We start from the raw sequence: 22,628 nt of genomic DNA on the forward strand, positions 1-22,628 counted from the left end.
ATAATAAAATTGTTTCAAAAACCTTGACAGTAGAACCCACAATATGATATATTATATAAGCATATTTGTAGGGCTCTTTTTTTTATGCCGTAAAATGATATGCAATTCTCTAAACTTATAGACAAGTGGAGGTGGAAGTTGTGCGTGTCAAAATAACTTTAGAATGTACTGAATGCAAGCAAAGAAATTACAACACAACAAAAGAGAAAAGATTACATCCAGAAAGACAAGAAACAAAAAAATACTGCAGATTCTGTAGAAAACATACTCTTCATAAAGAAACTAAGTAATTTTCTACAATAATTTGTACAAAGGAAGTGAAAACATGGGTGAAGCCAAAGTTGTTAAAAAAGAAGTTGTTAAAAAGAAAAGCTTTTTTAAAGGTTTAAAAGGTGAATTTAAAAAAATCATATGGCCTGATAGAACAACATTAGCAAAACAAACAGTTACCGTATTATTTGTTTCATTATTGGTTGGAGCTATAATTACTGTAATAGACCTATTGTTTCAAGCAGGAGTAGGGTATATTTATTAAAAAAATTGGTATACTCTTCAAGTATGTAGAGATTATAACTTTAATTATAATCCAAGTGAAATAAGTAAAGAAGGATGGTTCTATGGCAGAAGAAGCTAAATGGTTTGTTGTGCATACTTATTCAGGGTATGAGAACAAAGTTAAAGCTAATATTGAAAAATTAGTTGATAACAGAAAATTACATGACCAAATATTAGAGGTAATTGTACCACTATACAAAGTTGTAGAAGAAAAGAATGGAAATAAAAAAGAAGTTGAGAAAAAGACATTTCCAGGATACGTTATCATTAAGATGGTCATGAATGACGATACTTGGTACGTTGTAAGAAACACCAGAGGTGTTACTGGATTTGTTGGACCTGGATCAAAACCGGTACCTTTATCTGAAGAAGAGATAAAAAATATGGGTATTGATATTGAGGTTGTTAACATTGAGGTAGAGACTGGTGATTCCGTTAAAGTTACTGAAGGACCTTTTGAAGGATCTGTAGGTATTGTTAAGGAAATTCATGAGCATAAACGTACTGTAATAGTTAATCTTTCAATATTTGGTAGAGAAACACCAGTAGAATTAGACTTTACAAAAATGGAAAAAATTTAATTTATTATTGGTTTTATAGTGTGGACTACGTTTGTTCATACTAGTGGGAGGGAAATCCCGTTAAATACCACAAAATTCAGGAGGTGCCCTTAATGGCTAAGAAAGTTACAGGAATGATAAAATTACAAATTCCAGCTGGTAAAGCTACACCAGCACCACCAGTAGGTCCAGCACTAGGACAACATGGTGTGAACATAATGCAATTTACAAAAGAATTTAACGCTAAAACAGCTGATCAAGCAGGAATGATTATTCCAGTAGTAATTACTGTATATCAAGATAGAAGTTTTAGTTTTATCACTAAGACTCCACCAGCAGCTGTATTACTTAAAAAAGCTTGTAAAATAGACTCTGGTTCAGGAGTTCCTAATAAAACAAAAGTAGCTACAATTTCTAAAGAAGAAGTTCAAAAAATTGCAGAATTAAAAATGAAAGATTTAAATGCTAGTTCTATTGAATCAGCTATGAGTATGATTGCAGGAACTGCAAGAAGCATGGGAATTGTTGTAGAATAGACAGTGTCGCTACAAAATTCACACTGTGGGAGGGTTGCTCCCGATATTACCACAAGGAGGTTAATGAAATGAAAAGAGGAAAAAGATATAAAGAGGCTGCTAAGTTAGTCGATAGAACAACACTATACGATCCAAAAGAAGCAGCTGACATTGTTGTAAAAACAGCTAGTGCAAAATTTGACGAAACTATTGAGTGTCATATTAAATTAGGTGTAGACAGCCGTCATGCTGATCAACAAGTACGTGGAGCTGTTGTACTTCCACATGGAACAGGTAAATCAGTTAGAGTATTAGTATTTGCTAAAGGTGAGAAAATAACAGAAGCAGAAGAAGCAGGAGCAGATTTTGTTGGAGGGAATGAATTAATTCCTAAGATTCAAAATGAAGGTTGGTTAGACTTTGATGTTGTAGTAGCAACACCTGATATGATGGCAGTTGTAGGTAGACTTGGACGTATACTTGGTCCAAAAGGATTAATGCCAAATCCAAAAGCTGGAACAGTAACAATGGACGTTGCAAAAGCTATTAAGGATATAAAAGCAGGTAAAATTGAGTATAGATTAGATAAGACAAATATTATTCACGTTCCAATCGGAAAAGTATCATTTGGAACAGAAAAGATTATGGACAACTTCCACACTTTAATGAGCGCAATTATAAAGGCTAAGCCATCGGCTGCCAAAGGTCAATATTTGAGAAGTGTTGCCATAACTTCTACAATGGGACCTGGAATTAAAATCAACGGAGATAAAATATCTGTAGAAAAATAGTTGACAAGCTATTTACTAGATGTTATAATACGTTTGAAAATTAAATAATGTAATCTCTTTGGAGATAACTTAACTGTAGACAGTAGGTACTATTATTTGGTGTAAAGGGTAACCACCTACCGAGGTATTACAAGTAAACATTAACAACCTAGAAATTATTTCTAATTGTTGATTAATATGAATTTGTTAACCTCTTTGTCTATGGACAAAGAGGTTTTATTTATTAAGTACAAAACATAATGTTTTTACTAAATATAATACGATGAGAATCGTACTAATAACTGTAACTTTGAATTTAAGGAGGTGTACAGGATGCCAAATGTAGAATTAAAGCAAACAATAGTAGATGAAATTAAATCAAAACTTGATGGAGCATCATCTATAGTGCTTGTTGATTATCGTGGTTTAACAGTTGAAGAGGATACAAAACTACGTAAAGACCTTAGAGAAGGAAATGTTCTTTATAAAGTTTACAAAAACACAATGATGAATTTTGCCTTCAAAGGTACTGAATTTGAAGAGTTAAAAGATCATTTAGAAGGTCCTAGTGCTGTTGCAATAAGTTATGAAGATCCTACAGCTGGACCTAGAATACTTAAAAATGCAGCAAAAGACTTTAAGAATCTTGATTTTAAAGCTGGTGTTGTAGAAGGAACTTATTATGATGTTGAAGGTATTAAGAAAATAGCTTCAATACCTGCAAGAGATGAATTACTTGCTAAATTACTTGGAAGCTTCCAATCACCTATTTCAACATTTGCTCGTACAGTTAAAGCTATCGCTGACAAGGCAGAGGAAACAGGAGCTGAAACAGCTGCAGTATTAGCAGCTAATAAAGTAGAAGAAAAAGTTGAAGAAGCACAAGAACAAACAGAAGAATAATATAAAAATTTCGGAGGTGTATAATAATGGCAAAATTAACTACAGCAGAAATAATTGATGCTATTAAAGAATTATCAGTATTAGAATTAAATGAATTAGTAACAGCGTGTGAAGAAGAATTTGGTGTATCAGCAGCAGCAGGTGTTGTAATGGCAGCTCCTGGAGCAGCAGGTGGAGCAGCAGCTGAAGAAAAAACTGATTTTGATGTTGAATTAACAGCAGCAGGATCACAAAAAATCAAAGTAATCAAAGCAGTAAGAGAGATTACTGGTTTAGGATTAAAAGAAGCAAAAGCATTAGTTGAAGGTGCTCCAACAAATGTTAAAGAAGGCGTAGCTAAAGATCAAGCTGAAGAAATGAAAACTAAGTTAGAAGAAGTAGGCGCATCTGTAACATTAAAATAATGAATTAAAGCCTCTAGCTAAGCTAGAGGCTAAATTTATAAAAAACAATACCTTAATTAAGAAGAAATAAAATCTATAAGTAAATAAATTGTTAATTATTATTCTAATTAATTCTTATTAAATTGCGACTCAGGTCGCTTTTATTAATTTCTAGTGACACAGACTTATTCATCCAAAGTACAAATTTCAATTCGAAGAATAATAATCTAAAAAAACCCAAAAACTTATTGACACACATTCTAATGTGTGGTAACATTTGATAATGCATTATTGTGGAGTTGTATGCTCATTAGTCGTGTATACAAAAAACTTAACAAATAATAGAAAACGAAAATAACTCTCAAGAGTTGATTTTAACTGATATAAGACCATTTAGTATTCTAAATGAATAATAATATAATAGATGTCAATGATATAAAAGATGATTAATGATACATGATGATACTGGCAATATATTAATTTTTAGCCAAAAATCATAGTATTTTTAGATAAATTTAAATTTAGCCAAGGGGTGAAACGTACATGGAAAAAAACAGAATTCGACCTATGAAGATCGGGAGAGGCCTTAGAATGAGTTACTCCCGAAAAAAAGAAGTCCTAGACATGCCAAATTTAATAGAAGTACAAAAAAACTCTTATCAATGGTTTTTAAAAGAAGGACTTAAGGAAGTATTTCGTGATATATCCCCTATTACAGATTATAGTGGGAACTTGGTACTAGAACTTATAGACTTCTCACTTAATAAAGAATTAAAGTACACAATTGAAGAATGCAAAGAAAGAGATGCCACTTACGCAGCTCCGTTAAAAGTAAAAGTCAGACTGATTAATAAGGAAAAAGATGAAATTAATGAACATGAAATTTTCATGGGTGACTTACCTGTAATGACAGAAACAGGTACATTTATAATTAATGGTGCTGAGAGAGTTATTGTAAGTCAATTAGTTCGTTCGCCTGGAATATACTATGGAATTAATTTTGATAAGATTGGTAAAAGATTATTCTCATCAACAGTAATTCCTAATAGAGGCGCATGGTTAGAATATGAAACTGATTCTAACGATATTTTTTACGTGCGTGTTGACAGAACAAGAAAAGTACCAATAACAGTATTAATAAGAACATTAGGTATCGGAACAGATGCAGCTATTGTGGATTTATTCGGGGAAGAGCCTAAAATACTTGCAAGTATTGAAAAAGATGGAACAACGTCTTACGAAGAAGGGTTAATTGAGATTTATAAGCGTATAAGACCGGGAGAACCACCAACAGTAGAAAGCGCTGAGTCATTAATTAATACAATGTTTTTTGATCCTAGAAGATATGATTTGGCTAAAGTAGGACGATATAAATTTAACAAAAAATTAGCACTAAAAAATAGAGTTAAAGGTTTTCCTTTATCAGAATCAGTTGTTGACTTAACAACTGGTGAAGTAATGGCAGAAGCTGGAACTGTAATTACTGAAGAAATAGCAGATAATATTCAAGATGCTGCTATACCATATATTTGGGTTACGGTTGAAGATAGAAAAGTAAAAGTACTGTCTAATCTAGCAGTAGATATAACTAAATATGTAGATATAGACCCAAAAGAATTTGATATATATGAAAGAGTATATTACAAAGCATTACAAGAAATATTAGAAGAATACGATGACATAGAAGAAATAAAGGAAGCTATTAAGAGAAACATACACAAATTAGTACCTAAGCACATAACTAAAGAAGATATATTAGCTTCAATTAACTATAACATTGCTTTAGAATATGGTATAGGAAATAAAGATGACATTGACCATTTAGGTAATAGAAGAATTCGTGCCGTAGGTGAATTATTACAAAACCAATTTAGAATAGGTTTATCTAGACTAGAACGTGTTGTTAGAGAAAGAATGACAATACAAGATAGCGATGGGATATCACCACAGACACTAATAAATATAAGACCTGTTACAGCAGCTATTAAAGAATTCTTTGGTAGTTCACAGTTGTCACAGTTTATGGATCAGAATAATCCTCTCGCTGAATTGACTCATAAAAGACGTTTGTCAGCTCTTGGACCAGGTGGTCTTTCAAGAGAGCGTGCAGGTTTCGAGGTTCGTGACGTCCATCACTCCCACTATGGTAGAATGTGTCCTATAGAAACACCTGAAGGACCTAACATTGGACTAATTAACTCATTAGCTTGTTATGCAAGAATTAATGAATATGGATTTATTGAGGCACCATATAGAAAAATTGATAAATCTTCTGGAGTTCCAGTAGTTACAGATGAAGTAATCTATGTAACAGCTGATGAAGAAGAAAATTATAGAGTAGCACAAGCGAATGAAATACTAGATGAAGAAGGACACTTCCTACACAAATACGTTACAGGTAGACATAAAGAAGATATATTAGAAATGGATGCGAATACCATTGATTTAATGGACGTATCACCAAAACAGTTGTTCTCAGTTGCGACATCAATGATTCCATTCTTGGAAAATGATGATGCCAACCGTGCGCTAATGGGATCAAATATGCAACGACAAGCTGTACCATTGCTAATGACTGACTCTTCAATTGTAGGTACAGGTATGGAGCATAAAGCAGCTATTGACTCTGGTGTAGTAATTATTGCTAAACGACCAGGTGTTGTAGAAAGAGTTGCTTCCAAAAAAGTAGTTATCAAAACAGATGACGGACAAAGAGATATTTATAAACTACAAAAGTTTTCACGTAGTAACCAAGGAACATGTATTAACCAAAGACCAATAGTGAATAAAGGTCAAAGAGTCGAAGCCTTGGAAGTCATTGCTGATGGACCATCAACTGATCATGGTGAAATAGCATTAGGTAAAAACCCTCTAATCGGTTTTATGACTTGGGAAGGTTATAACTTTGAGGATGCTATCCTATTAAGTGAAAATCTAGTAAAAGAAGATGTTTATACATCTGTTCATATAGAAGAATACGAAGCAGAAGCAAGAGACACTAAGCTTGGACCAGAAGAAATTACTAGAGATGTACCAGGTGTTGGTGAAGATGCTCTGAAAGACCTTGATGAAAGAGGTATCATAAGAATTGGAGCAGAAGTACGTGCTAATGATATATTAGTAGGTAAAGTAACACCAAAAGGTGAAACAGAATTAACAGCAGAAGAAAGACTTCTAAGAGCAATATTTGGTGAAAAAGCCAGAGAAGTTAGAGACACATCCCTAAGAGTACCACACGGAGAAACAGGTATTATAGTTGATGTAAAAGTATTTACTAGAGAAAACGGAGACGAATTACCACCAGGAGTAAATCAATCCGTTAGAGCATATATAGCACAAAAAAGAAAAATCTCAGTTGGAGATAAGATGGCTGGACGTCATGGTAACAAAGGTGTAATCTCTAGAATCTTACCAGTTGAAGATATGCCATTTTTACCAAACGGTAGACCACTTGATATCGTGCTTAACCCACTAGGGGTACCATCCCGTATGAACATAGGACAGGTACTTGAAGTCCATCTAGGATTAGCTGCAAAAGCACTTGGATTCAAGATTGCTACACCTGTATTTGATGGAGCAAACGAAGATGATATTATGGATACATTAGAGCTTGCTAATGATTACGTTAATGAAGAATTTGATACATTTGCTTCTAAATACGGTGAGTTATTACGACCTGATGTGCTAAAATATTTAGATGAAAACAAAGCTCATCGTGAAGAGTGGGCAGGTGTTCCAATTTCAAGAGACGGTAAGATTTACTTGAAAGATGGTAGAACAGGAGAATACTTTGATAATCCTGTTACCGTAGGATATATGCATTACCTTAAGCTTCACCATTTAGTTGACGATAAGATTCATGCTAGATCAACTGGACCTTATTCACTAGTAACTCAACAGCCTTTGGGCGGTAAAGCACAATTTGGTGGACAGAGATTCGGTGAGATGGAGGTATGGGCACTAGAAGCATATGGTGCTGCTTATACACTTCAAGAAATATTGACAGTAAAATCTGATGATGTAGTAGGACGTGTAAAAACTTACGAAGCAATTATAAAAGGTGAAAACATACCAGAACCAGGAATACCAGAATCATTCAAGGTATTATTAAAAGAATTACAATCCTTAGCTCTTGATGTTAAAATTCTTAGAAGTGATGCTACAGAAGTAGAAATCAAGGAAAATATGGATGATGCAGATGACTTATCTATTAACTTAGAAGGAAAAGAAGATGAATATGTTTCTCCAGATGCAGTAAGTGGTGGAGCTGGTAAAAAAGAGACTTCAGAAACGGATGAACTGTTTGATGATATAGAACATGAGAGTTATGATGAATTTGATGAAGATAATTTTATAATATCAGACGAAAAAACATTATTTGACGATGAAAAGTAAGAAGGGAGTGTAAGGGAGTGCCAAACGAGAATATAGAGCAATCAGTAAGCTTTGATGCTATTAAGATTGGCTTAGCATCTCCTGAAAGAATTAGGGAATGGTCAAAGGGAGAAGTAAAGAAACCTGAAACAATTAATTACAGGACGCTAAAACCAGAAAGAGATGGTTTGTTCTGTGAAAAGATATTTGGACCTAGCAAAGACTGGGAGTGTCATTGCGGTAAGTACAAAAAAATACGATATAAAGGTGTAGTATGTGATCGTTGTGGTGTTGAGGTAACAAAGTCCAAAGTACGTAGAGAAAGAATGGGACACATTGAATTAGCAGCGCCTGTATCTCACATATGGTATTTTAAAGGTATTCCAAGTAGAATGGGATTAATCCTTGACTTATCTCCAAGAACTCTTGAAAAAGTATTATACTTTGCGTCATATATTGTAATAGACCCTGGTGAAACAGGATTACAATACAAACAAATTTTGACAGAAAAAGAATATAGAGATGCTTATGAAAAATACGGCAATAAATTTAGAGCTGGTATGGGAGCAGAATCTATAAAAGAGATATTAGCTAATATTCAATTAGAAAAAGAATCAATAGAATTAAGAAAAGCTCTAAGAGAATCATCAGGACAAAAGAGAGCTAGAATAATAAAAAGATTAGAAGTAGTAGATGCCTTTTTCAAATCCAATAATAAGCCAGAATGGATGATTATGGAGGTTGTACCAGTTATCCCACCTGATCTTAGACCAATGGTTCAATTGGATGGAGGAAGATTTGCTACATCTGATTTAAATGATCTATATAGAAGAGTTATAAATAGAAACAACAGACTTAAAAGATTACTTGATCTTGGAGCACCTGATATTATTGTACGTAATGAAAAAAGAATGCTTCAAGAAGCGGTAGATGCACTTATAGACAATGGTAGAAGAGGTAGACCAGTAACAGGACCAGGTAATAGACCATTAAAATCATTATCTGATATGTTAAAAGGGAAGCAAGGACGTTTCAGACAGAACTTGTTGGGTAAACGTGTTGACTACTCAGGACGTTCAGTTATCGTTGTAGGTCCAGAACTTAAGATATTCCAGTGTGGTTTACCAAAAGAGATGGCAATTGAACTGTTTAAACCATTTGTAATGAAAAAATTAGTTAGTGATGGTTTAGCCCATAATATAAAATCAGCTAAAAAAATGGTTGAAAGATTAGAATCAGACGTATGGGATGTATTAGAAGAAGTTATCAAAGAACATCCTGTTATGCTTAACCGTGCTCCTACACTTCACCGTTTAGGTATTCAAGCATTCGAGCCTGTATTAGTAGAAGGAAAGGCAATTAAGCTACATCCTTTAGTTTGTACAGCTTATAATGCCGACTTTGATGGTGACCAGATGGCTGTCCATGTACCATTATCAGTAGAAGCTCAAGCTGAGTGTAGATTTTTACTTCTTTCACCTAATAACTTATTGAAACCTTCAGATGGTGCTCCAGTATCTGTTCCTTCACAGGATATGGTACTTGGTACTTACTATTTAACTCTTGAAAAAGAGGGAGAAAAAGGTGAAGGTTACTATTTCAAAGATGAAAATGAAGCTATGCTTGCATATGAAAATAGAGAAGTAACTCTACATGCAAAAGTATACGTAAGAAGAACAATGGAAATAGAAGGCGAAGTTAAACAACAATTCGTTGAAACATCTGTTGGTAGAATTATATTTAATGAAGCCATACCACAAGATCTTGGCTTTGCAACTAGAAATAAGCCTGAAGACAAATTCAAATATGAGATTGATTTCTTAGTAGGTAAAAAGCAATTAAAAGATATACTATATAGATGTATCAATACACATGGTTCAACCAAGACATCAGAAGTTCTTGATGGTATTAAAAAACTTGGTTTCAAATACTCTACAAGAGGTGCATTAACTGTATCTGTTTCGGATATGGAAGTACCTGCAAGCAAAAAAGAAATACTCAAAAATGCAGAAGAAACAGTAGAGAAGATAACAAAACAATTTAAACGTGGATTCATGACTAATGAAGAAAGACGTTTAAAAGTTATTGAAACATGGAAAAATGCAGATGATACAATTACAGAAGCCTTACTTGGCGGACTTGGAAAATATAATAATATCTTCATGATGGCTGACTCTGGAGCCAGAGGTTCTGATAAGCAGATTAAACAGTTAGGTGGTATGCGTGGACTTATGGCGGATACATCAGGTAAGACTATTGAATTACCAATCAAATCTAACTTCCGTGAAGGACTAGACGTACTTGAATACTTTATTTCTGCTCACGGTGCTAGAAAAGGACTTGCTGATACTGCTCTTCGTACAGCCGATTCAGGATATTTGACAAGAAGACTTGTAGATGTTTCTCAAGACTTAATCATTAGAGAACATGACTGTTGTGATAAAGACAATGCTCCCGGTATGTGGATAAAAGCATTCAAAGATGGTAATGAAGTAATTGAAAGTCTACAAGAAAGAATCACTGGTAGATGGTCTGTTGATGAAATAAAACATCCAGAAACTGGTGAGGTTATAGTTGAACAAGATACTCTTATTACACCATTAAAAGCAAAAGCTGTTGTGGATGCAGGTATTGATAATGTTCACATAAGGACAGTACTTACTTGTAGATCAGAAATAGGAGTTTGTGCAAAATGCTACGGTTCTAATATGGCAACGGGATTACCTGTTCAAGTAGGGGAGTCTGTTGGTATTATTGCGGCACAATCAATTGGAGAACCAGGCACGCAGCTTACAATGCGTACTTTCCATACAGGTGGTATTGCTGGAGACGATATAACACAAGGTCTTCCTCGTGTAGAGGAACTCTTTGAGGCTAGAAAACCAAAAGGATTAGCTATAATAGCTGAATTTGGTGGATTAGCTAGAATAAATGATACACGAAAAAAACGTGAAGTAGTAATCACAAATGAAGAAACTGGCGAAAGCAAAGCGTATCTAATACCATATGGTTCAAGAATCAAGGTAATGGATGGTGATGTAATTGAAGCTGGTGATGAATTGACAGAAGGTAGTGTTAACCCACACGATATCTTGAAAATCAAAGGTAGCAGAAGTGTTCAAGACTATATGCTCCAAGAAGTTCAGCGTGTTTATAGACTTCAAGGTGTGGAAATTAACGATAAGCATATAGAGGTTATTGTTAGACAGATGTTAAAGAAAATAAGAATAGAAAATAGTGGTGATAGTGATTTCTTACCAGGGAGTCTAGTTGATAGGTTAGAATTTGAAAAGATTAATGAAGAACTTGCTAGCAATGGTTTAGAATCAGCTGAAGGAACTCAAGTTATGCTTGGTATAACAAAAGCATCCTTGGCTACTAATTCATTCTTATCAGCAGCATCTTTCCAAGAAACTACAAAAGTCTTGACTGAAGCTGCAATAAAAGGTAAATCAGATCCTCTAATTGGATTAAAAGAAAACGTAATCATCGGTAAGCTTATACCAGCTGGTACAGGTATGGAAAGATACCGAAATGTTGGAATTGAAAAATACGTTGAAGATGAACCATTAATTGACGACGTTCTCTTTGAAGAATAGAGTTAAAAATGCAAATAACACCTTGGATTTTAATAAAATCTAGGGTGTTTTATTAAAATCCTTGACATTTATAAAAAATAGTGTTAAAATTCAGCAGTGTGCATTGTAATAGTTTTTTAAGTGACCGAAAGGGATGATTTATGTGCACCGATTAAAAACTAATTCCAAAGTAATTGGGTTAAAACAGACTCTCAAAGCTCTTGAAAATGAAGAGGTAGAAGTACTTTATGTTGCAAAAGACGCACAGGATGAAGTAACTATTAGACCCATTGAATTAGCAGGGAGTAAACAAATCCCTGTAGTTTATATTGATACTATGGAGGAATTAGGTTCAGTTTGCGATGTAGAAGTTAAAACAGCAACCGCAGCACTAATTAAATAAGATGTTAGGGCATCTTAAAGAAATTACAGGAGGTGAAATAGATGCCTACTATTAACCAATTAGTAAGAAAAGGTAGAGCAGTATCAACTAAGAAATCAACAGCACCTGCTCTTCAAAAAGGCTATAACTCTTTACACAAGAGAACTACTAATGTATCATCACCACAAAAAAGAGGTGTTTGTACTGCAGTAAAAACAGCCACTCCAAAAAAACCAAACTCAGCTCTTCGTAAAATTGCAAGGGTTCGTTTAACTAATGGTATTGAAGTAACAGGCTATATTCCTGGTGAAGGACATAACCTACAAGAACATAGTGTTGTTCTACTAAGAGGTGGAAGGGTAAAAGACTTACCTGGTACACGTTATCATATTGTTAGAGGTACACTTGATACAGCTGGTGTAGCTGACCGTAAACAATCACGTTCAAAATACGGAGCTAAGAGACCAAAAAAATAATTCTTTAGTAATGTTTACTAGAATTAGATAATTAGTAAATAGCATATGAAGCCTGACTTCAGTAATTTGCTAATTAGTGCTAGGTAAAATTGGAATATTACCTGTAGGTTGCAGGATTATATATATATTACGATATACCGAGCACGTAACATGAATATTAATTATATTCATGAGTACCGAAGAATTAATTATTATTAAGGAGGGAAGAGCCGTGCCACGTAAAGGACATATCCAAAAAAGAGAAGTATTAGCTGATCCAATGTACAGTGATAAAGTGGTAACTAAACTTATCAATAACATTATGTTAGATGGTAAAAAAGGAGTTGCACAAAAAATTGTATATGGAGCATTTGAAAAGGTAGCTGAAAAAACTGGAAAAGATGCAGTAGAAGTTTTTAAAGAAGCTATGAATAACATTATGCCTGTTCTTGAAGTTAAAGCTAGACGTGTTGGTGGATCTACTTACCAAGTACCTATGGAAGTTAGACCAGAGAGAAGACAAGCCTTAGGACTTCGTTGGTTAACTATTTATACACGTAAGCGTGGAGAAAGAACTATGGTAGATCGTTTAGCTGCTGAGATAATGGACGCAGCAAATAATACTGGTGCTTCAGTTAAGAAGAGAGAAGATACTCATAAAATGGCAGAAGCAAACAAAGCATTTGCACACTACAGATTCTAATAGTAGTTGCAACCAGATACATTACTCAAATATTATTTTTGAAGTTAATGTATATAATTTCACAAAATTACTAATAATGCATATGATAATGTGTTGTTAAACAAATATATGCGGAAGCTTATGTTTCCGCATAATAATCAATAAATTGTAGCTAAGTAACTTTAGATTACCAAAGGAGGAATAACTTTGGCTGGAAGACAATTCCCACTAGAAAGAACTAGAAACATTGGGATTATGGCTCATATTGATGCAGGTAAAACAACACTAACAGAACGTATCTTATTCTATACAGGAAGAACTCACAAGATTGGGGAAACTCATGAAGGTGCAGCTCAAATGGACTGGATGGAACAAGAACAGGAAAGAGGAATAACAATTACTTCCGCAGCTACAACTTGTCAATGGCTGAATCATAGGATTAACATCATTGATACACCGGGGCACGTTGACTTTACAGTAGAAGTAGAACGTTCTCTTCGTGTTTTAGATGGTTCTGTAGGTGTATTTTGTGCAAAAGGTGGAGTAGAGCCACAATCTGAAACTGTTTGGCGTCAAGCAGATAAATATAGAGTACCTAGAATGGCATTTGTTAATAAGATGGATATTATGGGTGCAGACTTTTATAATGCAGTAGATATGATGAGAGATAGACTTGGTGCTAATGCAGTGCCAATTCAATTACCAATCGGAGCAGAAGATGACTTCGTAGGTCTTATAGATTTAATGAAAATGAAAGCATTTATTTATAAAGATGACCTTGGTCAAGATATCTCTGAAGAAGACATCCCAGCAGATTTAGCTGATCAAGCAGAAGAATATAGAGAAGCTATGGTTGAAGCAATCGCTGAAACGGATGAAGAATTAATGGAAAAATATCTTGAAGGAGAAGAGCTTACAGAAAAAGAATTGAAGAAAGCTCTAAGAAAAGCAGTAATAAACGTTGAGATTATTCCTGTTTTATGTGGTACAGCATATAGAAACAAAGGTGCACAAAAATTATTGGATGCAGTTGTTGATTATATGCCAGCTCCTATAGATGTACCTGCTATTCAAGGTATCAACCCAGATACAGAAGAAGAAGTAGAAAGACCATCTTCAGACGAAGAACCTTTCTCAGCATTAGCATTTAAGATAATGGCAGACCCATTTGTTGGGAAATTAGCATTCTTTAGAGTTTATTCAGGAACAACTAATTCAGGTTCTTATGTATATAACTCAACTAAGAATAAAAAAGAACGTATGGGACGTATCCTTCAAATGCATGCTAACAAGAGAGAAGAAATTGATAAAGTTTACTCAGGAGATATCGCAGCAGCAGTTGGATTAAAAGTTACTTCAACTGGAGATACTTTATGTGATGATAAACATCCTGTAATACTTGAATCAATGATATTCCCAGAGCCAGTTATCCACGTTGCTATAGAGCCTAAAACTAAAGCTGGTCAAGAAAAAATGGGTATTGCTCTTGCAAAACTTGCTGAAGAAGATCCAACATTCAAAACACGTACTGATCACGATACAGGACAAACAATTATTTCTGGTATGGGTGAGCTTCACCTTGAAATCATTGTTGACCGTTTACTTAGAGAATTCAAAGTAGAAGCTAACGTAGGTCAACCACAAGTTGCATACAAAGAGACTATTACTAAAGAAGTTGAAGTAGAAGGTAAATTTGTACGTCAATCAGGTGGACGTGGACAATACGGACATTGTAAAGTTAGATTCTCACCAATGGACGTTAATAGCGAAGAAACTTACGAATTTGTTAATTCTATAGTTGGTGGTTCTATTCCAAAAGAATATATCCCAGCAGTAGATAATGGAATTAGGGAAGCAATGAGTAGTGGTTTATTAGCAGGATATCCTGTACTTGGTATTAAAGCGGTTTGTTATGATGGATCATATCATGATGTTGACTCATCTGAGATGGCTTTCAAAATTGCTGGATCAATGGCATTCAAAGAAGCTATGAAAAAAGGTGGAGCAACTCTTTGTGAACCAATCATGAGAGTTGACGTTTCAGTACCAGAAGATTACATGGGTGATGTTATTGGTGACATCAACTCACGTAGAGGACGTATTGAAGGTATGGAACCACGTAATGGTGTTCAACAAATCCACGGATTTGTACCATTATCAGAAATGTTTGGTTATGCAACAGACTTACGTTCCAAGACTCAAGGTAGAGGAACTTATGTAATGCAATTTGATCATTTTGAGCCACTACCAAAATCAATTCAAGAAAAGATTATTGCAGGTAGAGCAACTAATTAATTGTTGTTTTATACGATAACAATATTGTAATATTAAATAACAATAAAAAACTTGCAAAATTTATTTTAATAAAATATAATTGAAAAAGAGACCAATTCAGAAATGAATGGACAAATTAGGGGATTTGCCCTAGATATAAAAGGAGGAAGATTTTAAATGGCTAAAGCTAAATATGAAAGAACCAAACCACACGTTAATATTGGTACTATTGGACACGTTGACCATGGTAAAACAACATTAACAGCTGCAATTACAAAAACTTTACACGAAAGATTAGGAACTGGAGAAGCAGTTGCTTTTGATAATATCGATAAGGCTCCAGAAGAAAGAGAACGTGGTATTACTATCTCAACAGCACACGTTGAGTATGAAACAGAAGGAAGACACTACGCACACGTAGATTGCCCAGGACATGCTGACTACGTTAAAAACATGATTACTGGTGCTGCTCAAATGGACGGTGCTATCTTAGTTGTTTCAGCTGCAGATGGTCCAATGCCTCAAACTCGTGAGCATATCCTTTTATCAGGCCAAGTTGGTGTTCAATACATCGTTGTATTCATGAACAAATGTGATATGGTTGATGATGAAGAATTATTAGAATTAGTTGAAATGGAAATCAGAGAATTATTATCTGAATATGATTTCCCAGGTGATGATATTCCTATCGTTATGGGTTCTGCTTTAAAAGCATTAGAAGATCCATCATCAGAGTGGGGAGACAAAATCTTAGACTTAATGAAAGAAGTAGATGCTTATATTCCATCTCCAGAAAGAGATATTGACAAGCCTTTCTTAATGCCTATAGAGGACGTATTCTCAATCACTGGTCGTGGTACTGTTGCAACTGGTAGAGTTGAGCGTGGAGTACTTCACGTATCTGACGAAATTGAAATCGTTGGAATTGGCGATTCAAGAAAAGTTGTTTGTACAGGAGTAGAAATGTTCCGTAAATTATTAGACGAAGCTCAAGCTGGTGATAACATCGGTGCATTACTTCGTGGTGTTCAAAGAACAGAAATTGAAAGAGGTCAAGTATTAGCTAAGCCTGGTTCAATTACTCCTCATACTAAGTTTAAAGCTCAAGTATATGTTCTTAAAAAAGAAGAGGGTGGACGTCATACTCCATTTTTCTCAAACTATAGACCACAGTTCTACTTCAGAACTACTGATATCACTGGTGTAATCAACCTTCCAGAAGGTGTAGAAATGTGTATGCCTGGTGATAACGTAGAAATGGAAATCGAACTTATTGCTCCAATCGCTATGGAAAAAGGTTTACGTTTCGCTATCCGTGAGGGTGGAAGAACTGTAGGTGCTGGATCAGTAGCAGAAATTATTGAATAATATAAGTTGATTATTTAATATAGGGAAAGCAGTGCTTGAATGCACTGCTTTTTGTTTTGCAAAATTAACTATCTTTATGGGTATTTTTTGGTGTATATTGAGAAGTTTATTTGTAGGGTATTTTGACTCCAGTAGAGGGGGTATTAGTAATAGGTTTAACTTGCCTTACCCTGAGAAGCGGTCGGTCTGCGTTAAACCTATTACTAATACCCCTATGGTTTGGGCTAGTGGTTACAGAATATGGGGACGTTTCGGTTGTCATATTTTAGAAGGTAATTGTTATTTATGATAAGGTATACTAAGAGTATTATGTGAAAAGAATTTGTAATCATATATCTATGATCTAGTAAAAAAATATTGAGAATAAGGCATTTATCATCAAGAAAGAGTTATGGAGGGATGATATAATATAATCAATAAATCTAAGGAGGAGAAATAAATAATGTATGAGTATAAGGAAATGAAAGGAGTTATTGATTATATTGAAGTGCATTTGGATGAGGATATGTGTGTTGATATGTTGGCGGAGATGGGGATGTTGTCGAAGTTTTATTTTCAGAGATTGTTTTATAAGCTGGTTGGTGTTACAGTAATGGAATATGTTAGGTTGAGAAGAGTTGCTAGGGCTTCTGAGGATATCAAAGATGGTAGAAAGATTACGGATATCGCTTTTGAGAATGGTTTTAATAGTTCGGAGACTTTTACGAGGGCATTCAAGTCGGTATAGTATGACGCCTAGTGAATATAAGAAGAGGGAGATACCCCTTGCTCATTTTTATAAGCCTGATTTATCTCTGAAATATAGAGCTGTGGATATAGGAGTTCCTTTGGTAGCTTTAGGTGTGGTGATAGAATTTGGTGTTAAGGAAATAGGTGAAGATATTAAGTTAATGGGGATTGTAGAAGAATGTGAAATGGGGTTGGCAGGACAGGATACTCTTGGGGTGGCTTGGAATAAGTATGTTGAGGTAAAGAGTCAAATACCTGATCAAAGTGATGTGAAGGTGGAGTGTGGAATATCTTTTCCATCTGAGAAACAAGGGAGATTTAATTATTTGGCATCAGTACAGGTTGATAGATTTGATAGTAATGATGATAGGTTACATCAATATGTTGTACCAAAGGGTTTGTATGTAGTATGTACTTTTTCGGCTGAGAATTTCTTTGAATTGACTAATGCTGCTTTGGATAAAGCTATGGCTTATCTTCTACAGACGTGGTTGCCTAATAGTGATTATGATATGATAAGTGATTTTGCTGTAGAGTATTATGATTATAGGTGTTTGAAAGATCATCCTATATCACAGCAGGTACAGAGTGCTCCAGTTGATATTATTAAGAATCCGCCTGAAATGGATATAATGGTAATGGTGAAAAGAAAATAATATGAGGTACAAAAAGACAGTGCTTACGGGTACTGTCTTTTATAAGAATAATGTCAATATTTATAAAGCGTTTTATTAGATTGATTTGCTTGAATTATTTTGAACGGAGATTTAAAATGTACTTAATTATAATTAATTCAAACAAAATATAATATATATAAAATAAATTAAAATATAACAATAAAACAACTTGACAATTTAATATTATAATATATAATAAATAATGTTAATACATTGCGCGTAATATATAACATAAAAATTTAAAAATTAAGGAGCAATTAAGAATGAAGAAATTATTTTCTATTGTTATGTGTTTTGCATTGATTTTAGTGATTAATACGACATCCTTAGCTAAAGAGGATACAAGTTTAAGTACTATTATTAATAAATTTAAAAATATGAGTGTCGATGAGGTGCTTGAATATAGTAAAAAAAATGCTAAGCATAAAATGAGAATAAATGAATATGATATGGCAGTAGCAATTGATAATGCAAACAATAATAACGAAAGAGTTAAACAATTAAAGGCTGATGCTCTAAAATTAAGTAGTTTATCACAGGTTGAATTAACTAGAAAAGGGTATAATGAAAGCCAAATTAATTCAGTAAAAACATATGATGGATCAATAGAATTGTTAAAAGGTGTTGCTGGTGAGGTAGAAATATATTTGCCACAACATTATTTGAAAAATAATATTGAATATAAAGGAAGGATAATGAAAACAGCATTTGCAATAACAATGTCATTTGAATGGGTTAAGCCACCATTATGTAAGTATACAGATATAATGGCGTTAGCGTGGAAAACAACAGATGGTAGTTTGATATTTGATGAATCAAATGTAAATGTAGCTATAACAAGAGAACATATAACAGATGGACAACATACAGAGTATAATGCCTATCCAGTTTCAATTAAAGTTAATGATAATCTTGCAAGCGTAAAATTCCCTGTTGATTTAAGTACAAATGAATATCCATTGGATGTTGTGAAAAAAGGATACTTTAACGGGATACTGTATAATCCAGATATTACGAATACTGCAGTTCAAGTATCGTGGGCATATGGACATTCAATATTTACCATTAAACCAAGTGCAAGTTTAAGTGGAAGTAAGTTTTCGATTAGCATAACGCCTACAACATTCGTTGATACTAAATGCGATGTAAAAACATTTTTTGTGGAGTAATATATAGATTATTTAATCTCTGTATATTGAAAATTTTTTATGGTATCCTAGTATTAAAGTTAGGAGATAGTTATGAAAAAATGGAAGAAACTATTAGTCAGTTTAATATGCTTATGTTTAGTTTTAACTAGTATCTATCTAATAGAATATTCATTTACATCAGAAGTTAGTATATTAGAAAAACAACTCAAAAAGGAAATTGATTTAGAGGACTTAAGAATTGAAACATCTATTGATATAAATAATCAATTCGTATTATATCTTGTTTCTTCAAAAATGATTAATAATAATAATGATGTACGTTGTTTAACAGTATTGTTTAAAAAAGGGTTATGTGGTAGAATTAAAATACTTGAGATAGATAGGTCATACTCACAAGGTTTATTTGTCATTAATAGAATAAAAGGTAGATTATTTATAGCTGGTAATAATAGAAATAGTTTGAAAACAATTCAAATAAGTTCTTTTGATGGTAAAGATAAGAGGATTATTGATATTAATGATAATGATTTTTTTATTAAATATATAGGTAGTGATACCTTTGAAATCGGAGAAATTAGGGGTTTTGATAATAATAATAAGGATATTACTGATATAATTAAACAAAAACCAATGTATAAAACTGCTAAATATATGTACGATATTAACGGGATATATATGTTAATACTATTCATTTATATTATTATTGTTTTTTTTATAATTAAACCATATGCTATATTTAGAAAATATAATAGATAATTTATGTACTTATTATTATAGTAGAATAGAATTAATATACAATAGATTAGCTTAAAATGTATACAAAATTAATAGACAGTGCCTATGGGTACTGTTTTTTGGTAAAAATAATAATATATTCCAATAAAACTGACTCTTTTTTACATTTATGTAGTTGTTTACAAAAATAAAGAAAAAACATAAAAAATATTGAAAACCCCTTGCATTATGGTGATTCTTAGTGTATACTAATAAATGCTGTGACAAAGATAGCTTAGAAGTGTGAGGTTGCCGCATAAGCGGGTAATTCACATGGAGCGAATGTCATGTTCAAGAAACTGGCGGCAAGGTCACTGTACAATATAAAGTCAAAGCGATGTAGGCTTGATTTGAGGTGTGTAGGATATATGATACGCACGGAGCGATGTACAGTCACCACTTGTCGTACTAGAGTACGAAAAGGAGGCGACTTTTTTTATGGCAAGTCAAAAAATGAGAATTAGCTTAAAAGCATACGATCATCAATTAATCGATCAATCTTCAAAGAAAATTATTGAAACAGCTAAGAAAACTGGTGCTAAGGTGAGCGGACCAATTCCACTACCTACTAAGAAAGAAGTAGTAACTATTCTTAGAGCTGTACACAAGTACAAAGATTCCAGAGAACAATTCGAACAAAGAACTCATAAAAGATTAATTGACATTCTTATGCCAACAGCTAAGACAGTAGATGCTTTAATGAGACTTGAACTACCTGCAGGGGTAGATATCAAAGTAGATGTTAAATAATTATACGATAGTATAATATCCCTTAGAGGTTTATATATAGACTATAAACCATCTAGGATGATTACACTTATGTGTAATCCGCTGTAGATTATTAGGAGGTGCAAAGGAAATGAAAAAAGCTATTATAGCAAAAAAAGTTGGTATGACTCAAATATTTGAAGAAAGTGGAGAGTTAGTACCGGTAACAGTATTAGAAGCTGGACCATGTGTAGTAACTCAAGTAAAAACACTTGAAAACGATGGTTACAAATCTGTACAAGTTGGATTTGGTGAGAGAAAAGAAAAACACACTAATAAGCCAATGAAAGGTCATTTTGACAAAGCAGGCGTTAGCTTCAAAAAGCATATAAAAGAGTTTAGACTTGATAATGCAGAGGAATTTGAAGTAGGAAATGAAATTAAAGCTGATACATTCGAAATTGGTGACAAAGTTGATGTATCTGGTGTATCAAAAGGTAAAGGATTCCAAGGTTCAATTAAGAGACATAACCAATCAAGAGGACCAATGGGTCACGGTTCTAAGTCTCACAGAGTATCTGGATCTATGGGTGGTGCTTCTTCACCTTCAAGAGTATTCAAAGGTAAAAAGTTACCTGGACATATGGGTAGTGAGAATGTAACTGTTCAAAACTTAGAAGTAGTAAGAGTAGATGTAGAGAACAACTTACTTTTAATTAAAGGTGCTGTGCCAGGACCTAAAAAATCAATAGTAACAATAGTAAATAGCGTAAAAGCTTAGTTAATACGTAGGAAGGAGGAACGATCATGGCAAAAGTTTCTGTTTACAACATGGAAGGTAAACAAGTTGAAGAAATAGAACTTAATGACAATATATTTGGTGTAGAAATAAACGAACACTTAATGCATATGTCAGTTGTAGGACAGCTTGCAAATAAACGCCAAGGCACACAAAGTGCAAAAACTCGTTCAGAAGTAAGAGGTGGCGGAGCTAAGCCTTGGAGACAAAAAGGAACAGGTAGAGCGAGACAAGGATCAATTCGTGCACCACATTGGACAGGTGGTGGAGTTGTATTTGCTCCAAAGCCAAGAGATTATTCTATTAAATTAAATAAAAAAGAAAAAAGAGCGGCATTAAAATCAGCATTAACTGCAAAAGTAAATGATAATAAACTTATTGTTGTTGATGAATTAAAACTTGATGAAATCAAAACTAAAAAGATGAGTGAAGTTTTAGCTAATCTAAAGGTACAAAAAGCATTAGTAGTTTTAAATGATAATGACAAAAATGTTGTATTATCAACTCGTAATATCAGAGGTGTAAAAACAGCATTAACAAATACGATTAATGTATACGACATTCTAAAATATGATACTTTTGTGGTAACTAAAGATGCGGTTGCTACAATTCAGGAGGTGTATGCATAATGGCTGATTTAAAATATTATGACATAATATTAAAACCTGTTGTTACTGAAAAAAGTATGGAAGTTATGGCTGACAGAAAATACACTTTCTTAGTTCATCCAGAAGCAACGAAAACTCAAGTAAAAGAAGCAGTAGAAAAAATGTTCGAAGGAACAAAAGTTGAAAAAGTTAATACTATGAATAATATTGGTAAAGTAAAAAGAAGAGGTATGACTTTTGGTAAGACTGCTAAGACAAAGAAAGCTATTGTTAAGTTAACAAAAGGTAGCAAAGAAATAGATTTCTTTGAAGGTATGTAATAAACAATATAATTAAAGTATAAACGACTAGTAGTTAGATAGTTAGAAGATACACACGGTAGC

General features: G+C 33.6%; 22 protein-coding genes and 1 other annotated feature. All 22 genes read left to right on the top strand.

The genetic code is table 11. The annotated features are described in order from the left end of the window. The first annotated feature begins 140 nt into the window (after nt 1-140). The 22 genes from rpmG to rplW all read left to right on the top strand — a co-directional run bounded on the left by rpmG (nt 141) and on the right by rplW (nt 22,565). Nucleotides 141-290 (top strand): 50S ribosomal protein L33, encoded by a 150-nt coding sequence (gene rpmG, locus N4A55_RS03010; RefSeq protein ID WP_113672555.1) that lies wholly within the window; start codon nt 141-143, stop codon nt 288-290. Nucleotides 291-325: 35 nt separating this feature from the next. Next, nucleotides 326-535, top strand: coding sequence for a preprotein translocase subunit SecE (gene secE, locus N4A55_RS03015; protein ID WP_293754027.1), 210 nt, complete (start codon nt 326-328; stop codon nt 533-535). Nucleotides 536-617: 82 nt separating this feature from the next. After that, nucleotides 618-1,136, top strand: coding sequence for a transcription termination/antitermination protein NusG (gene nusG / locus N4A55_RS03020; RefSeq protein ID WP_113672553.1), 519 nt, complete (start codon nt 618-620; stop codon nt 1,134-1,136). Between the two features lie 92 nt (nt 1,137-1,228). Continuing rightward, on the top strand, nt 1,229-1,651 hold the full coding sequence (gene rplK, locus N4A55_RS03025) for a 50S ribosomal protein L11 (RefSeq protein WP_113672552.1): 423 nt from the start codon (nt 1,229-1,231) through the stop codon (nt 1,649-1,651). A 68-nt stretch (nt 1,652-1,719) separates the two neighbouring features. Further along, a complete protein-coding gene (gene rplA / locus N4A55_RS03030) occupies nt 1,720-2,421 on the top strand; it encodes a 50S ribosomal protein L1 (protein WP_293754029.1) in 702 nt (233 codons plus the stop codon). Nucleotides 2,422-2,476: 55 nt separating this feature from the next. Next, nucleotides 2,477-2,650 (top strand) — a sequence feature (ribosomal protein L10 leader region). 83 nt (nt 2,651-2,733) lie between these two features. Next, nucleotides 2,734-3,303: a 50S ribosomal protein L10 gene (rplJ, locus tag N4A55_RS03035; RefSeq protein ID WP_293754031.1), complete on the top strand. Its 570-nt coding sequence runs from the start codon at nt 2,734-2,736 to the stop codon at nt 3,301-3,303. A gap of 26 nt (nt 3,304-3,329) precedes the next feature. Beyond that, nucleotides 3,330-3,707 (top strand): 50S ribosomal protein L7/L12, encoded by a 378-nt coding sequence (gene rplL / locus N4A55_RS03040; RefSeq protein WP_113672549.1) that lies wholly within the window; start codon nt 3,330-3,332, stop codon nt 3,705-3,707. 522 nt (nt 3,708-4,229) lie between these two features. After that, complete coding sequence (gene rpoB, locus N4A55_RS03045; RefSeq protein ID WP_293754032.1) at nt 4,230-8,081, top strand: DNA-directed RNA polymerase subunit beta; 3,852 nt, start codon at nt 4,230-4,232, stop codon at nt 8,079-8,081. 17 nt (nt 8,082-8,098) lie between these two features. After that, nucleotides 8,099-11,659 (top strand): DNA-directed RNA polymerase subunit beta', encoded by a 3,561-nt coding sequence (rpoC, locus tag N4A55_RS03050; RefSeq protein WP_293754033.1) that lies wholly within the window; start codon nt 8,099-8,101, stop codon nt 11,657-11,659. Nucleotides 11,660-11,801: 142 nt separating this feature from the next. Continuing rightward, complete coding sequence (locus tag N4A55_RS03055; RefSeq protein ID WP_330666295.1) at nt 11,802-12,041, top strand: ribosomal L7Ae/L30e/S12e/Gadd45 family protein; 240 nt, start codon at nt 11,802-11,804, stop codon at nt 12,039-12,041. Nucleotides 12,042-12,082: 41 nt separating this feature from the next. Continuing rightward, nucleotides 12,083-12,496 (top strand): 30S ribosomal protein S12, encoded by a 414-nt coding sequence (rpsL, locus tag N4A55_RS03060; protein ID WP_293754036.1) that lies wholly within the window; start codon nt 12,083-12,085, stop codon nt 12,494-12,496. Between the two features lie 211 nt (nt 12,497-12,707). After that, nucleotides 12,708-13,178: a 30S ribosomal protein S7 gene (rpsG, locus tag N4A55_RS03065; protein ID WP_293754037.1), complete on the top strand. Its 471-nt coding sequence runs from the start codon at nt 12,708-12,710 to the stop codon at nt 13,176-13,178. 186 nt (nt 13,179-13,364) lie between these two features. Continuing rightward, nucleotides 13,365-15,452 (top strand): elongation factor G, encoded by a 2,088-nt coding sequence (gene fusA, locus N4A55_RS03070; protein ID WP_293754039.1) that lies wholly within the window; start codon nt 13,365-13,367, stop codon nt 15,450-15,452. Nucleotides 15,453-15,608: 156 nt separating this feature from the next. Then, a complete protein-coding gene (gene tuf, locus N4A55_RS03075) occupies nt 15,609-16,799 on the top strand; it encodes an elongation factor Tu (RefSeq protein WP_293754040.1) in 1,191 nt (396 codons plus the stop codon). A 442-nt stretch (nt 16,800-17,241) separates the two neighbouring features. Beyond that, on the top strand, nt 17,242-17,526 hold the full coding sequence (locus tag N4A55_RS03080; protein ID WP_293754042.1) for a helix-turn-helix transcriptional regulator: 285 nt from the start codon (nt 17,242-17,244) through the stop codon (nt 17,524-17,526). Nucleotide 17,527: 1 nt separating this feature from the next. Beyond that, nucleotides 17,528-18,184, top strand: a complete 657-nt coding sequence (locus tag N4A55_RS03085) for a GyrI-like domain-containing protein (protein ID WP_293754044.1) — start codon at nt 17,528-17,530, stop codon at nt 18,182-18,184. Between the two features lie 284 nt (nt 18,185-18,468). Beyond that, on the top strand, nt 18,469-19,374 hold the full coding sequence (locus tag N4A55_RS03090; RefSeq protein ID WP_293754045.1) for a hypothetical protein: 906 nt from the start codon (nt 18,469-18,471) through the stop codon (nt 19,372-19,374). 72 nt (nt 19,375-19,446) lie between these two features. Next, nucleotides 19,447-20,112 (top strand): hypothetical protein, encoded by a 666-nt coding sequence (locus N4A55_RS03095; RefSeq protein WP_293754047.1) that lies wholly within the window; start codon nt 19,447-19,449, stop codon nt 20,110-20,112. A 456-nt stretch (nt 20,113-20,568) separates the two neighbouring features. Then, the gene (gene rpsJ / locus N4A55_RS03100; protein ID WP_113672540.1) at nt 20,569-20,880 is read left to right on the top strand and encodes a 30S ribosomal protein S10; all 312 of its coding nucleotides are present in this window, start codon (nt 20,569-20,571) and stop codon (nt 20,878-20,880) included. Nucleotides 20,881-20,989: 109 nt separating this feature from the next. Continuing rightward, the gene (rplC, locus tag N4A55_RS03105; RefSeq protein ID WP_212693109.1) at nt 20,990-21,619 is read left to right on the top strand and encodes a 50S ribosomal protein L3; all 630 of its coding nucleotides are present in this window, start codon (nt 20,990-20,992) and stop codon (nt 21,617-21,619) included. A 26-nt stretch (nt 21,620-21,645) separates the two neighbouring features. Further along, complete coding sequence (gene rplD, locus N4A55_RS03110) at nt 21,646-22,266, top strand: 50S ribosomal protein L4 (RefSeq protein WP_293754050.1); 621 nt, start codon at nt 21,646-21,648, stop codon at nt 22,264-22,266. Then, nucleotides 22,266-22,565 (top strand): 50S ribosomal protein L23, encoded by a 300-nt coding sequence (rplW, locus tag N4A55_RS03115; RefSeq protein ID WP_293754051.1) that lies wholly within the window; start codon nt 22,266-22,268, stop codon nt 22,563-22,565. The genes rplD and rplW overlap by 1 nt, the downstream gene beginning before the upstream one ends. Nucleotides 22,566-22,628: the final 63 nt, after the last annotated feature.

The sequence above is a fragment of the Vallitalea sp. genome, assembly GCF_025211055.1.
In the GTDB taxonomy this organism is placed as follows: Bacteria; Bacillota; Clostridia; order Lachnospirales; family Vallitaleaceae; genus Vallitalea.